The following is a 12950-nucleotide window of genomic DNA, read 5'->3' as shown; positions in this document are numbered from 1 at the left end:
CGGTCGTCCCCCATGCTGTCGCAGGCTGCCGATGCCGCAAGACAATGCTGCGTGATCCGGGCGTGACCCCTGGCCACTTTGTTCCTCAAATACGCAAATCCCGCCCTGTCGACCGGCGCCGCGCCCGAGGGCCCGGCGCCGACAGGTCACTTCACCCGACGATTCCGGGCGGCAAGCAGCTTCAGCCGCAGCGCGTTGAGCTGGATGAAGCCCTTGGCGTCGACCTGATCATAGGCGCCGGCGTCTTCCTCGAAGGTCACATGCGCCTCGGAATAGAGGCTGTGATCGGACCAGCGGGCGATGGTGCGCGCCGAGCCCTTGTAGAGCTTCAGCCGGACGGTGCCGGTGACGTGCTCCTGGCTCTTGTCGATCAGCGCCTGCAGCATCTCGCGCTCGGGGCTGAACCAGAAGCCGTTGTAGATCAGCTCGGCATAGCGCGGCATGATCGAATCCTTGAGGTGACCGGCGCCGGAATCCAGCGTGATCTGCTCGATGCCGCGATGCGCCTCGAGCAGGATCGTGCCACCGGGCGTCTCGTAGATGCCGCGCGACTTCATCCCGACGAAGCGGTTCTCGACGAGGTCGAGCCGGCCCACGCCGTGCTTGCCGCCCAGCTCGTTGAGCCTGGTGAGGATCGTCGCGGGGCTCATCGCCTCGCCATTGATCGAGACCGCGTCGCCCTTCTCGAAGCCGATCTCGACGATCTCGGGCTCGTTCGGGGCATCCTCGGGGTTCACGGTGCGCTGGTAGACGTAGTCCGGCGCCTCGTCGGCCGGGTTCTCCAGCACCTTTCCCTCGGAGGAGGTGTGCAGCAGGTTGGCGTCGACCGAGAAGGGCGCCTCGCCGCGCTTGTCCTTGGCGATCGGGATCTGGTGCTGTTCGGCGAACTCGATCAGCCGGGTGCGCGAGGTCAGGTCCCATTCGCGCCACGGCGCGATCACCTTGATCTCGGGGTTGAGCGCGTAGGCCGCGAGTTCGAAGCGGACCTGGTCGTTGCCCTTGCCGGTGGCGCCATGGGCCACGGCGTCGGCGCCCTCGGCCTCGGCGATCTCGACAAGGCGCTTGGAGATCAGCGGCCGGGCGATCGAGGTACCGAGCAGGTAGAGCCCCTCGTAGAGCGCGTTGGCGCGGAACATCGGGAAGACAAAGTCGCGCACGAACTCCTCGCGCAGGTCCTCGATATGGATCGAGGTCGCGCCCATCATCTCGGCCTTCTTGCGCGCCGGCTCCAGCTCCTCGCCCTGGCCGAGATCGGCGGTGAAGGTCACCACCTCGCAGCCATATTCGGTCTGCAGCCATTTCAGGATGATCGAGGTGTCGAGACCGCCGGAATAGGCGAGGACGACCTTCTTCGGGGCGCACTGGGCGGCCATGGGCAATTCTCCTAAGGGACGTTCAGGGGCGTGCGTTAAAGGCTTTCGGCCCTTGGGGCAAGCTCAGGCAGCGGTGCGGCCACGGGCGCGGCCCACCTCGGCGAAGGCCCGCGCGAAGGCGCGGTCGCCGGCATTGCCGAGGCGCGGTGCCGCATCGGCGATCGGCATCCACAGCGCGCGGTGGCCGGGCTCGGAGGGCGGGCCGTGCGGCCGGACCGGGCGGGCGGTGTAGATGTGACACAGCTTCTCGCCCCACATGTCGTAATCGGGCATAAAGACGAAGCGCCGGAACGCGCCGAGGCGGCGCGGCGCGGCGATGCGCCAGCCGGTCTCCTCGAACACCTCGCGGTGCAGCGCCTGCAAGGTGCTTTCGCCCGCATCGACACCGCCGCCGGGCAGCTGGATATCGGTGGGGTCGTCCTCCTTGCAGGTCAGCAGCAGGGCGCCGCCCTGTTCGAGGATCGCGTAGACCCCGGTACGCAGCCGGTATCGCTGGCCGCGCCGCACCTGTTCGCCATAGCGCCGGATCATCCCTTTTTGTCTCCCGACAAGCTTCCTATATGGTCGCGGTATGCCCATCCCCGACACGCAAGGAAACCCCATGAGCCTCGGCGCCCGCATTGCCTGGGACGACACCGTCCTGCCCTTCCAGCTCGACCAGTCCGACATCCGGGGCCGGGTCGCGCGTCTCGACGGCGTGCTCGACCGGGTGCTGGAGCAGCATGACTACCCCGCCCAGATCGAGGCGCTGGTGGCCGAGATGACGCTGCTCACCGCGCTGATCGGCCAGACCGTGAAGCTGCGCTGGAAGCTGTCGCTCCAGGTGCGCGGCGACGGCCCGGCCCGGCTGATCGCCACCGATTACTACGCCCCGACCGAAGAGGGTGCCCCGGCCCGGATCCGCGCCTGGGCCAGCTTCGACGAAAGCCGCCTCGAGGAGGGTGCCGATCCCTATTCGCTGATCGGCAAGGGTTACTTCGCGATCCTGATCGACCAGGGGCAGGGCATGGCGCCCTATCAGGGCATCACGCCGATCACCGGCGAGTCGCTGGCCGCCTGCGCCGAGACCTATTTCGCGCAGTCCGAGCAGCTGCCGACGCGGTTCTCGCTGACCTTCGGCAAATCCACCGAACCGGGCCGGGACGAAAGCTGGCGCGCCGGCGGCGTGATGCTGCAGAAGATGCCCAAGGCCTCGCCCTTCGCCGCGACCGCCGAAGGCGGCTCGGGCGAGGAGGGGCTTCTCGAGGCCGCCGACATCCTCAACGAGGACGAGGGCGAGAACTGGAACCGCGCCAACCTGCTGCTCGATACGGTGGACCAGCTCGAGTTGATCGGGCCGAGCGTGACTCCGACGGACCTGCTGATCCGGCTGTTCCACGAGGAAGGTCCGCGGGTCTTCGAGGCGCAGCCGGTGCAGTTCGGCTGCACCTGCTCCGAGGAAAAGGTGCGCCAAAGCCTGTCGATCTACTCGGCCAAGGATATCGCCCACATGACCACCGAGGCGGGCATCGTCACCGCCGACTGCCAGTTCTGCGGCGCGCATTACGAATTCGCGCCCCAGACGCTCGGCTTCGAGGCGACCGAGGGGCCCGACGCCGCCGAGGGCCAGAACAAGGCCGCCGGTGGCCGCGGCTGAGGTCCCGATAGAGGCGCGGCTCGCCCGGGCGCTGGAGCGGCCGGGCGATGCCTCGTCCGATTACGACATCGACCCGCGGCTGCCGGTGCCCGAGGGGCGCAGCCTGCGGCAGGCCGGTGTGCTGGCGGCGGTGCATCTCGACGGTGCCGAGGCGCGGCTGATCCTGACCAAGCGCTCGGCGCGGCTGCGCCATCACCCGGGCCAGATCGCCTTTCCGGGCGGCAAGGTCGAGCCGGTCGATGACGGCCCCGTCGGCGCGGCGCTGCGCGAGGCGCAGGAAGAGATCGGCCTGGCGCCGGGCCGGGTCGAGGTGCTGGGCACGTTGCCGCCGCATGAAACGGTGACGGGCTTCTCGGTGACGCCGGTGATCGGGCTGCTGCGCGGCCGGTTCGAGGCGGTGCCCGAGGCGGGCGAGGTGGCCGAGGTGTTCTCGGTGCCCTTGTCGCATGTCACCGACCCGGCGCGGTTCCGGATCGAGGGGCGGCGTTGGCAGGGGCGGCGGCGGCACTACTATGTGGTGCCGTGGGGCCCGTATTACATCTGGGGCGCCACCGCGCGGATGCTGCGCAGCCTGGCGGAGAGGATGAACCGATGAGCGAGCGGATCGAGGCGGAGTGGCTGGAGGCCGCGCCCGCGCGCGCCGTGACCGGCATGCTGGAGGCCGCGGGCCACCAGGCCTGGTTCGTCGGCGGCTGCGTGCGCAACGCGCTGTTGGGGCAGCCGGTCTCGGATCTCGACCTGACCACCGATGCCCGCCCCGAGCGGGTGGTCGATCTGGCCCGCGCCGCCGGGCTGAAGCCGGTGCCCACCGGCATCGATCACGGCACGATCACCGTCGTGGCGCAGGGCACGCCGATCGAGGTCACGACCTTCCGCCGCGACGTGGAGACCGACGGCCGCCGCGCCACGGTCGCCTATTCGGAGGATATCGCCGAGGACGCGGCGCGGCGCGATTTCACGATGAACGCGCTCTATGCCGATGCGCGGGGCACGGTCGCGGACCCGCTCGGCACCGGGCTTGCCGATCTCGCGGCGCGGCGGCTGCGCTTCATCGGCGACGCGCATGACCGGATCCGCGAGGATTACCTGAGGATCCTGCGCTTCTTTCGCTTCCACGCCTGGTATGGCGACACGCATGGCGGCATCGAAGCCGACGGGCTTGCCGCCTGCGCCGAGCTGGCCGAGGGGATCGGCGGGCTGTCGCGCGAGCGCGTCGGTGCCGAGATGCTCAAGCTGATGGCGGCGCCGGACCCGGCCCCCGCCGTCGCCTCCATGGCGATCTCGGGCGTGTTGATGCGGGTGCTGCCCGGCGGCGCCTCGGACCCGCTCGCGGTGCTGGTGCATGTCGAGGAGGAGGCGGGGCTGGCCCCCGACCCGATCCGGCGGCTGGCGCTGGTGGGCGGCGAGGAGGTGGCCGAGCGGCTGCGGCTCAGCCGGGCGCAGGCGGGCGCGCTGCAACGGCTGCGCGAGGCACAGGAGGCGGGCTGGGGCCCCGGCGAGCTGGGCTACCGGCTCGGCGCGCGCGCCGCGCTCGACGTTCTGGCGCTCAACGCGGCGCTGTCGGGGCGCGAGATCGAGGCTGTTTCACGGGAAACCGCCGAGGCCGGGGCGCGGGCGGCGCTGCCGGTGAAGGCGGCCGACCTGATGCCCGATTTCGACGGCCCGGCGCTGGGCGAGAAGCTGCGCGAGATCGAGGCGCGATGGATCGCCTCGGGCTTTGCGCTGGGGCGGAACGAACTTCTTCCCTGAGTTGCGCGGCCCGCCGCGCATGCACGTTTTCCTTCGAGGCGAACCGGCTTATATGCCGGTGACACGTATTCGAGACATCCCATGTTCCGCTTCTTCGAAAACCTCGTGGACCCCTATGGGGAATACGAGCAGACCGACCGTCCGCCATCGCGGCTCTGGCCCTTCCTGAAGGAGTACGCGCGGCCCTTCGCCCGGGTGTTCTGGGTCACCGGCCTGCTGTCGGTGGTGGTGGCCGTGGTCGAGATCTGGCTGATCGCCTATATGGGCCGCCTCGTGGACCTTCTGGGCCGGGCCACGCCCGACACGGTGCTGGCGCGGCACGGGGTCGAGTTGCTACTGGTGGCCGGGTTCATCCTGATCCTGCGCCCGGCCTTCCAGGCGGCGCATGTGCTGCTTCTCAACAACGCGATCCTGCCCAATTTCGGCACCACCGTGCGCTGGCGGGCGCATCGCCACGTGCTGCGCCAGTCGGTGGGCTGGTTCGAGAACGATTTCGCGGGCCGCATCGCCAACCGGATCATGCAGACGCCGCCTGCCGCCGGCGAGGTGGTGTTCCAGATCTTCGACGCGATCACCTTCGCGCTCGCCTATATCGTCGGCGCCGCCGTGCTTCTGGGCGAGGCAGACCCGATGCTGCTGCTGCCGCTGGTGGTCTGGTTCGGACTTTATGCCGCGCTGATGCGCTGGACCGTGAAGCGGATCGGACCGGCCTCGGAGGCCTCGTCCAACGCGCGCAGCGCCGTGACGGGCCGCGTCGTCGACACCTATACCAACATCCATTCGGTCAAGATGTTCGCGCATCACGACCGCGAGTTGGACGGTGCGAAATCGGTGATCGAGCAGGCCCGCGCCACCTTCCAGCGCGAGATGCGGCTGTTCACGATCATGGACGTGGCGCTGTCGGTGCTGAACGGCTTGCTGATCGTCGGCGTGGTCGGCTGGGGGCTCTATCTGTGGATCTCCGGGGCGGCCAGCGTCGGTGTGGTCGCCGCCGCCACGGCGCTGTGCCTGCGGCTCAACGCGATGACCGGCTGGATCATGTGGGCGGTGACCAACTTCTTCCAGAATCTCGGTGTCATCGCCGAGGGCATGCGCACCATCGCCCAGCCGATCACGCTGACCGACGACGATCGCGCCGGGCAGTTGAGCATCAGCCGCGGCGACATCGCGCTCAGGGGCCTGAGCCACCGCTACGGCCGCGACGCGGGCGGGGTGGGGCCCCTGGATCTCACCATCCCGGCGGGACAGAAGATCGGGCTGGTCGGTGCCTCCGGCGCCGGCAAGTCGACGCTGGTGAAGCTGCTCTTGCGTTTCTACGACCCCGAGGCGGGCCGGATCGAGATCGACGGGCAGGACATCACCCGGGTGACGCAGGACAGCCTGCGCTCCGCCATCGGCATGGTGCAGCAGGACAGCGCGCTGCTGCACCGGAGCGTGCGCGAGAACATCCTTTATGGCCGCCCCGACGCGACCGAGGCCGAGATGATCGCCGCCGCGCGTCGGGCCGAGGCGCATGACTTCATCCTCGATCTCGTCGATGGCGAGGGACGGCAGGGCTACGACGCGCAGGTCGGCGAGCGCGGCGTCAAGCTTTCGGGCGGTCAGCGGCAACGCATCGCGCTGGCGCGGGTGATCCTCAAGGACGCGCCGATCCTCGTTCTGGACGAGGCGACCTCGGCGCTTGATTCCGAGGTCGAGGCGGCGATCCAGGAGACGCTCTACCGGATGATGGAGGGCAAGACCGTGATCGCGATCGCGCACCGGCTCTCGACCATCGCCCGGATGGACCGGGTTTTGGTGATGGAGGAGGGCCGGATCGCCGAGGACGGCACCCATGAGGAGCTGTTGGCGCAGGGGGGCATCTATGCCCGGTTCTGGAAGCGCCAGTCGGGTGGCTTCCTCGGCATGGACGCCGACGACAAGCCATCCACGGAGGCCGCCGAATGATCGATGTCTCGCGCCTGATCGCGCCGTTCCGCCCGGCCGATGGCCCGCCCCCCGCGACGCTGTGGCGGTTTTTGCGCTGGGCCCTGTCGGGCAGCTTCGCGGTGACCGGCCTCAGCGCCGTGGTGTCGATGTCGGCGGGCGTGCTCGAGGTGCTGTCGGCGCTGATCCTCGGCTGGGTGATCGACGCGGCGCTGGCGGCGGAGCCGGACGGCTTCTTCGCGGGCAACATGGGACTGCTGCTGGGGGTCGCCGCGTTCTTCGTGCTGCTGCGCCCGATCGTCATGGGGCTTTCGGGGCTGATGCAGAGCGTGGTGCTGCAACCGTCGATCTACACGCTGGTGCTGTCGCGCCTGCATCGTCACACGCTGGGTCAGGCGGTCAGCTTCTTCGACAACGACTTCGCGGGCCGGATCGCGCAAAAGCAGATGCAGGCGGCCCGCGCCACGACCGAGCTGACCGTCGACACGATCCAGACGGTGTTTTTCGCGCTGGCCTCGCTGGTCGGCTCGGCGCTGCTGCTGCTGACCATCGACGGCCTGACGGCGGGGCTGCTGACGCTCTGGCTTCTGGGCTACATCGCCCTGATCCGGATCTATATGCCGAAGATCCGCGCCAGCTCGACCGCCCGCGCCTCGGCGCGCGCCATGGTGACCGGGCAGGTGGTCGACACCATCACCAACATCAAGACCGTGAAGCTGTTCGGCCATTCCGACCACGAGGATCGCGCCGCGCTCGGCGCGATGCACGAGTATCGCGAGCGGGCGCTGGGCTTCGGCGTGGTTTCGGCGGGGTTCCGGTTCTGGCTGATGGCGCTGGCCGGCGTGCTGCCGGTGATCGTCACCGGCGCGACGCTGGTGTTCTGGGCCAATGGCGGCGCCAGTGCCGGAGACATCGCGGCGGCGGGGGCGATCTCGCTGCGGCTGGCGCAGATGACCGGCTGGGTCAGCTTCACGCTGATGGGCATGTATTCCAACCTCGGCGAGGTCGAGGACGCGATCCACACGCTCTCGCCCGCGCATGGGCTGACCGACCGGGACGGCGCGCGCGAGTTGGAGGTGCGCGAGGGCAGCGTCGACTTCGATGGCGTGAGCTTCACCTATGGCGGCGGCGCCGGCGGGTTGCGCGGCATCGATTTGCACATCGCCCCGGGCGAGAAGATCGGCATCGTCGGCGCCTCGGGAGCGGGCAAATCGACCCTCGTGGCGGCGCTCTTGCGGCTCTATGACGTGGAACAGGGCCGCATCAGCATCGACGGGCAGGATATCAGCGCGGTGACGCAGGAGAGCCTGCGCCGGCAGATCGGCATGGTCACGCAGGACACCGCGATGTTCAACCGCTCGGCCCGCGACAACATCCGCTACGGCTATCCCGATGCGCCGCAGCAGGCGGTCGAGACGGCGGCGGCGCGGGCCGAGGCGCATGGCTTCATCGCCGATCTCGCCGATCTCAAGGGCCGGCGGGGCTACGACGCGCATCTGGGCGAGCGCGGGGTGAAACTGTCGGGCGGCCAGCGCCAGCGCATCGCCATCGCCCGCGCCATGCTCAAGGACGCGCCGATCCTCGTGCTGGACGAGGCGACCTCGGCGCTGGATAGCGAGGTCGAGGCGCAGATTCAGACGGCACTCGAACAGGCGATGCAGGGCAAGACCGTGATCGCCATCGCGCACAGGCTTTCGACCATTGCGCGCATGGACCGGATCGTGGTCATGGAGGGCGGCCGCATCGTCGAGGAGGGCACGCATGAGGCGCTGCTTTCCCAAGACGGGGTCTATGCCCGCTATTGGGCCCGCCAATCGGGCGGGTTCCTCGGGCAGGAGGCCGCCGAGTAGAAGAGGACGCCATGACCGAGACCCTGCCGCCGAAGACCCCGCAGCCCGATCCCGCGCCCCGGGGCGAGGTGACGATCGAGGCGGTGACGCATCATGGCATGGGACGGGCTGCGGATGGCACGCTGGTGCCGCGCGTGCTGCCCGGCGAGGTGGTGACGCTGGCCGCCGATGGCCCGAAGATCGTGACCCCCTCGCCCGAGCGCGTCGCGCCGCCCTGCCGGCATTTCAGATCCTGCGGCGGCTGCGCGATGCAGCACGCTTCGGATGGCTTCGTGGCGTCGTGGAAGGCCGAGATCGTGCGCACTGCCCTGCGCGCCCAGGGGATCGAGGGCGAAATCGCCGAGGTGCTCACCTCGCCGCCCGACAGCCGGCGCCGGGCGCGGCTGGCCGGGCGACGCACCAAGAAGGGCGCTCTGGTGGGCTTCCATGCCCGGGCTTCCGACACGGTGATCGAGGTGCCCGGCTGCCGGCTGATGCTGCCGCAGCTGACCGGGCTGATCCCGGCGCTGGAGCGCATCGCCGCGCTCGCCGCCTCGCGCAAGGGCGAGGCCGGGCTTACCGTGACCGACAGCGAGGCCGGGCCCGACCTGCATATCGACACCGACAAGCCGCTGACCGAGGAGCTGCGCATCGCGCTGCCCGAGATCGCGCGCGAGGCCGGGCTGGCGCGGCTCGTCTGGGCCGACGAGATCGTGGCCGAGCTGGAGCCGCCGGTGCAGCGCATGGGCCGGGCCCGGGTGGTGCCGCCGCCCGGTGCCTTCCTTCAGGCCACCGCCCATGGCGAGGCGGCGCTGCTCGAGGCGGTGCGGGAGGCGGTGGCCGGGGCGCCGCGCATCGTCGATCTCTTTGCCGGTTGCGGCACCTTCTCGCTGCCGCTGGCCGAAACGGCCGAGATCCACGCCGTCGAGGGCGAGACGGCGATGCTGGCCGCGCTCGACCGGGGCTGGCGCGGCGTGCCCGGCCTCAAGCGGGTCACCACGGAGACCCGCGACCTGTTCCGCAGGCCCCTTCTGCCGGACGAGCTGGCGCGATTCGACGCCGCCGTGATCGACCCGCCGCGGGCCGGGGCACAGGCGCAGGTGGCGCAGCTTGCCGCCGCGCGGATCGACGTGATCGCGATGGTCTCCTGCAGCCCCGCGAGTTTCGCGCGCGATGCGAAGACCCTGATCGACAACGGGTTCGAGATGGGCCCGGTCACCGTGGTCGATCAGTTCCGCTGGTCGCCGCATGTGGAGTTGGCGACACGATTCACGCGGCGCTAAGGATGTCGCCTCAAGCTGCCCCCTAGGCGCGGATTCGCGAATCCGGTAATTTCAATCAAACGGCATCAGACCGGGACAGTGGGCAGCATGACCATCGACAGACGCAAGATCCTCCTCGCCGCGCCGGCGCTTCTCGCGGCGTGCTCGGGCCGCAAGGTGCTGAGCTATGACGGGCCGCAAGTGACCTCGATCATGGCCTTCAAGTCGCAGCGCAGGCTCTATCTCATGCATGGCAACAAGGCGCTGAAGGCCTATCCGTTCCAGCTCGGCTTCGCGCCGGTGGGCCACAAGCAGTTCGAGGGCGACGGCAAGACGCCGGAGGGCGCCTATATCATCGACCGCCGCAATCCCAACAGCGCCTATCACCTGTCGGTCGGGATCTCCTATCCGAACGACCGCGACCGCGCCTTCGCCGAGGCGCATGGCAAGAGCCCGGGCGGCGAGATCTTCATCCACGGCACGCCCCGGGCCTTCGAGAACAAGCAGGACTGGACCGCCGGCTGCATCGCGGTGATGAACAGCGAGGTCGAGGAGATCTATTCGATGGTCGGCGACTATACGCCAGTCTTCGTCAAGGCCTGAGGCCGAGGGCCTCCCGAACATGCGAAGGGGCGCCGCGGCGCCCCTTTTTCCTGTCCGGCCCCTACGGGCGCGCCGTCTCAGGCGGCCAGCACCATGGTCCACCAGATCTTGCCCGCCGGTTCCTGGAACCAGGCGAGGCCCATCCGCGTCGCCGCGGGGTCGAGGATCACGTCGCGCGTCGCCGGCTCCTCCATCCAGGCGGCGAGGGTTTCGAGCTCGGTCTCGTAGGTCTCGGAAATCGCCTCGCCCACGAGCCGCCCCGAAAAGCCGACGCGGCGCAGCCGGTCGACCGGCGAGGAGCCGTCCGAGCCGAAATGCCAAGGCCGGTTCTGGACGCTCATGTCGCGCGAATGCGTCGCGGCGGCGGCGTTGAGCTGCGCGTCGAGCGTCAGCTGCGACAGGCCGCGCGCCCGGCGCAGCGTGTTGACGCCATCGAGCAGCCGGTAGGGGATCTGCGCCTCGTCCTCGGGCTTGATCCGGTAGACCTGCGGCAGCGGCAGCCCGTCCGGACCGATCCGGCCCGAGGGCGCGGCGCAGGCCGAAAGGCCGGTGAGGAGAAGACCGAGAATCAGCTCGCGTCGCTGCATGCGTCACCTGTGAGATCGAGAACAGGCGCCTGATTAGCGGCGTTGGAGCGACAGATCAAACGAGATCGGCGGTGCCCCGCCACCCTGACGTTTGCGTGAATTGCGCCTCACGAGATCGCGATCTACCAGATTCCGGTGACGTCACCCCCTGTCTGGAGATTCGCATGGGTAACGACCCCAAAGCGTTGAACCGCCGCGGCTTCATCGCCGCAACTGCCGCGCTGGGCGCGGCCGCGCTGGCCAGCCCCGCGCTCGCCCTGTCGGGCTCGACCGAGATCGAAGGCGACATCTCGTCCTCCGTGAGCCGCAACGTCTCGAGCTTCCGCTCGCTCGACTGGCGGCCCTATTTCTCCGACCTGCGCAACGGCGCGATCCTCGCCGATACCCAGAGCCGGGCCGTGCATTTCTGGAGCGAGGACGAAAGCGTCTACCGGCTCTATCCGAGCTCGGTGCCGCTGACGCCCGATCTCACCCGCCTCGGCCGCACCGAGATCATCAAGAAGGTCGAGGGCCCGGATTGGCGTCCGACGCCCGAGATGCGCCAGCGCAACCCCGAATGGCCCGAATACATCCCCGCCGGTCCCGACAGCCCGCTGGGGACCCATGCGATGTGGCTGACCTGGCAGTATTACCGCATCCACGGCACCCACGACACGCGCAAGATCGGCCGCCGGTCCTCGAATGGCTGCATCGGTCTCTACAACGAGCACATCGCCGAGCTGTTCTCGCTGTCGAAGATCGGCACGCAGGTCATGCTGATCTGAAATCGCGCCGCAGCGCATGCGGGAAGGGGGCCGCACGGCCCCCTTTTTCGTGTCTCAGATCCAGCCGGAGAGGTTCTCGCGGATCACCCGCTCCAGCATGTCGATATGCTCGGGGTGCTCGTTCAGGCAGGGGATGTAGGTGAAGCTTTCGCCGCCCGCATGCTCGAAGCTCTCGCGGATCTCCTCGTTGATCTCCTCGAGCGTCTCGATGCAGTCGGCCGAGAAGGCCGGGGCACAGACCGAGATCTTCCGCACGCCCTCGTCCTTGGCGAGCCGCGCCACCTCCTCGACCGTGTAGGGCTTGAGCCATTCCTCGCGGCCGAAGACCGACTGGAAGGTGGTCACGACGCGCGTGTCCTCCCACCCCAGCGCGTCGCGCAGCAGCCGCGTCGTCTTCTGGCACTGGCAGTGATAGGGGTCGCCCTCCAGCAGGTAGCGCTTGGGCAGGCCGTGATAGGAGCAGACCAGCACCTCGGGGCGGCTTTCGGGCGTGGGATGCGCGCGACGCACCGAGTTGGCAAGGGCCTCGATGTAGTCGGGCCGGTCGAAATAGGGGTCCACAACCCGCGCGGTGGGCTGCCACTTCTCCTTGGAGAGCGCCTTGAAGAAGGCGTCGTTGGCGGTGGCGGAGGTGGCACCGGCATATTGCGGGTAGAGCGGGAAGAACAGGATCTTGCGGCAGCCGGTCTCGACCATGCGACGCACCACCGACTTGGTCGAGGGATTGCCGTAGCGCATGCAGAACTCGACCTGCACCGCGTCGCCATGCTCCGCCTCGAAGCGGGCGCGCAGCGCGTCGGTCTGGGCGCGGGTGATGGTCCGGAGCGGGCTCTCGTTCAGTTCCTCGTTCCAGATCGAGCGGTAGGCGGCGCCGGATTTCTGCGGCCGCTTCGACAGGATGATGCCTTGCAGGATCGGCTGCCAGATCAACGGGTTGGTATCGACGACACGGCGGTCGGAAAGGAACTCGGACAGGTAGCGCCGCATCGAGCGGTAATCGGTGCCGTCAGGGGTGCCGAGATTGGCGACGAGGATGCCGACGCGGGATTTCGGCAGCGCCGGGTGATCGGCGGGGGCGTGGGTCGGTCGGGTCGCGTCGAGCATCGTCTGTCCTCGGGGCTGCGGCGTTAATGAATGTTTTCAAAGCAAGGTAGCGGAAATGCGGTCCCGACAAGCTGCCGGCAGGTTCGGCCGCAGGGATCGGGTCCCGCGGCCATCGGG

General features: G+C 69.0%; 12 protein-coding genes. 8 read left to right on the top strand and 4 right to left on the bottom strand.

The features are described 5' to 3' along the window. Positions 1-146: 146 nt before the first annotated feature. Positions 147-1373: an argininosuccinate synthase gene (locus ACRAQ3_RS15155; protein WP_432255173.1), complete on the bottom strand. Its 1227-nt coding sequence runs from the start codon at positions 1371-1373 to the stop codon at positions 147-149. 63 nt (positions 1374-1436) lie between these two features. Continuing rightward, positions 1437-1904 carry an NUDIX domain-containing protein gene (locus ACRAQ3_RS15150; RefSeq protein WP_432255172.1) on the bottom strand — a complete coding sequence of 156 codons (468 nt, stop codon included), beginning with the start codon at positions 1902-1904 and terminating at the stop codon, positions 1437-1439. 70 nt (positions 1905-1974) lie between these two features. Here ACRAQ3_RS15150 and ACRAQ3_RS15145 point away from each other — a divergent pair, with 70 nt between their 5' ends. From ACRAQ3_RS15145 to ACRAQ3_RS15115, 7 genes are all read left to right on the top strand, one after another. Then, positions 1975-3009 carry an Hsp33 family molecular chaperone HslO gene (locus ACRAQ3_RS15145; RefSeq protein WP_432255171.1) on the top strand — a complete coding sequence of 345 codons (1035 nt, stop codon included), beginning with the start codon at positions 1975-1977 and terminating at the stop codon, positions 3007-3009. Beyond that, positions 2996-3604: a CoA pyrophosphatase gene (locus ACRAQ3_RS15140; protein ID WP_269397314.1), complete on the top strand. Its 609-nt coding sequence runs from the start codon at positions 2996-2998 to the stop codon at positions 3602-3604. The genes ACRAQ3_RS15145 and ACRAQ3_RS15140 overlap by 14 nt, the downstream gene beginning before the upstream one ends. Further along, a complete protein-coding gene (locus ACRAQ3_RS15135) occupies positions 3601-4758 on the top strand; it encodes a CCA tRNA nucleotidyltransferase (RefSeq protein WP_432255170.1) in 1158 nt (385 codons plus the stop codon). Before ACRAQ3_RS15140 ends, ACRAQ3_RS15135 begins: the two co-directional genes overlap by 4 nt. Before the next feature lie 81 nt (positions 4759-4839). Beyond that, positions 4840-6705, top strand: coding sequence for an ABC transporter ATP-binding protein (locus ACRAQ3_RS15130; RefSeq protein ID WP_432255169.1), 1866 nt, complete (start codon positions 4840-4842; stop codon positions 6703-6705). After that, the gene (locus ACRAQ3_RS15125) at positions 6702-8534 is read left to right on the top strand and encodes an ABC transporter ATP-binding protein (protein WP_432255168.1); all 1833 of its coding nucleotides are present in this window, start codon (positions 6702-6704) and stop codon (positions 8532-8534) included. The genes ACRAQ3_RS15130 and ACRAQ3_RS15125 overlap by 4 nt, the downstream gene beginning before the upstream one ends. An 11-nt stretch (positions 8535-8545) precedes the next feature. Next, complete coding sequence (locus ACRAQ3_RS15120; protein WP_269397310.1) at positions 8546-9796, top strand: class I SAM-dependent RNA methyltransferase; 1251 nt, start codon at positions 8546-8548, stop codon at positions 9794-9796. 87 nt (positions 9797-9883) lie between these two features. After that, positions 9884-10378 carry a L,D-transpeptidase family protein gene (locus ACRAQ3_RS15115; protein ID WP_432255167.1) on the top strand — a complete coding sequence of 165 codons (495 nt, stop codon included), beginning with the start codon at positions 9884-9886 and terminating at the stop codon, positions 10376-10378. Positions 10379-10455: 77 nt separating this feature from the next. Here the strand turns inward: ACRAQ3_RS15115 and ACRAQ3_RS15110 are convergent, their stop codons facing one another. Then, complete coding sequence (locus ACRAQ3_RS15110; RefSeq protein ID WP_432255166.1) at positions 10456-10965, bottom strand: CAP domain-containing protein; 510 nt, start codon at positions 10963-10965, stop codon at positions 10456-10458. Between the two features lie 164 nt (positions 10966-11129). Here ACRAQ3_RS15110 and ACRAQ3_RS15105 point away from each other — a divergent pair, with 164 nt between their 5' ends. Further along, a complete protein-coding gene (locus tag ACRAQ3_RS15105; protein ID WP_269397307.1) occupies positions 11130-11729 on the top strand; it encodes a L,D-transpeptidase in 600 nt (199 codons plus the stop codon). Between the two features lie 54 nt (positions 11730-11783). On the opposite strand, the gene hemH is transcribed toward ACRAQ3_RS15105, so the two are convergent. After that, entirely contained in the window at positions 11784-12833 is a 1050-nt protein-coding gene (hemH, locus tag ACRAQ3_RS15100) for a ferrochelatase (RefSeq protein WP_432255165.1), read from the bottom strand. Positions 12834-12950 lie beyond the last annotated feature (117 nt).

Source organism: Limimaricola sp. AA108-03 (assembly GCF_050847355.1).
Classification (GTDB): Bacteria; Pseudomonadota; Alphaproteobacteria; order Rhodobacterales; family Rhodobacteraceae; genus Limimaricola.
Note: the sequence above shows the minus strand (reverse complement) of the source record. Positions and strands in the feature narration are given on the sequence as shown.

Coding starts and splice junctions, on each gene's coding strand:
- ACRAQ3_RS15125 (WP_432255168.1), top strand. CDS start 6,702: ATGATCGATGTCTCGCGCCTGATCGCGCCGTTCCGCCCGGCCGATGGC.
- ACRAQ3_RS15115 (WP_432255167.1), top strand. CDS start 9,884: ATGACCATCGACAGACGCAAGATCCTCCTCGCCGCGCCGGCGCTTCTC.
- ACRAQ3_RS15120 (WP_269397310.1), top strand. CDS start 8,546: ATGACCGAGACCCTGCCGCCGAAGACCCCGCAGCCCGATCCCGCGCCC.
- hemH (WP_432255165.1), bottom strand. CDS start 12,833: ATGCTCGACGCGACCCGACCGACCCACGCCCCCGCCGATCACCCGGCG.
- ACRAQ3_RS15130 (WP_432255169.1), top strand. CDS start 4,840: ATGTTCCGCTTCTTCGAAAACCTCGTGGACCCCTATGGGGAATACGAG.
- ACRAQ3_RS15150 (WP_432255172.1), bottom strand. CDS start 1,904: ATGATCCGGCGCTATGGCGAACAGGTGCGGCGCGGCCAGCGATACCGG.
- ACRAQ3_RS15105 (WP_269397307.1), top strand. CDS start 11,130: ATGGGTAACGACCCCAAAGCGTTGAACCGCCGCGGCTTCATCGCCGCA.
- ACRAQ3_RS15155 (WP_432255173.1), bottom strand. CDS start 1,373: ATGGCCGCCCAGTGCGCCCCGAAGAAGGTCGTCCTCGCCTATTCCGGC.
- ACRAQ3_RS15110 (WP_432255166.1), bottom strand. CDS start 10,965: ATGCAGCGACGCGAGCTGATTCTCGGTCTTCTCCTCACCGGCCTTTCG.
- ACRAQ3_RS15135 (WP_432255170.1), top strand. CDS start 3,601: ATGAGCGAGCGGATCGAGGCGGAGTGGCTGGAGGCCGCGCCCGCGCGC.
- ACRAQ3_RS15145 (WP_432255171.1), top strand. CDS start 1,975: ATGAGCCTCGGCGCCCGCATTGCCTGGGACGACACCGTCCTGCCCTTC.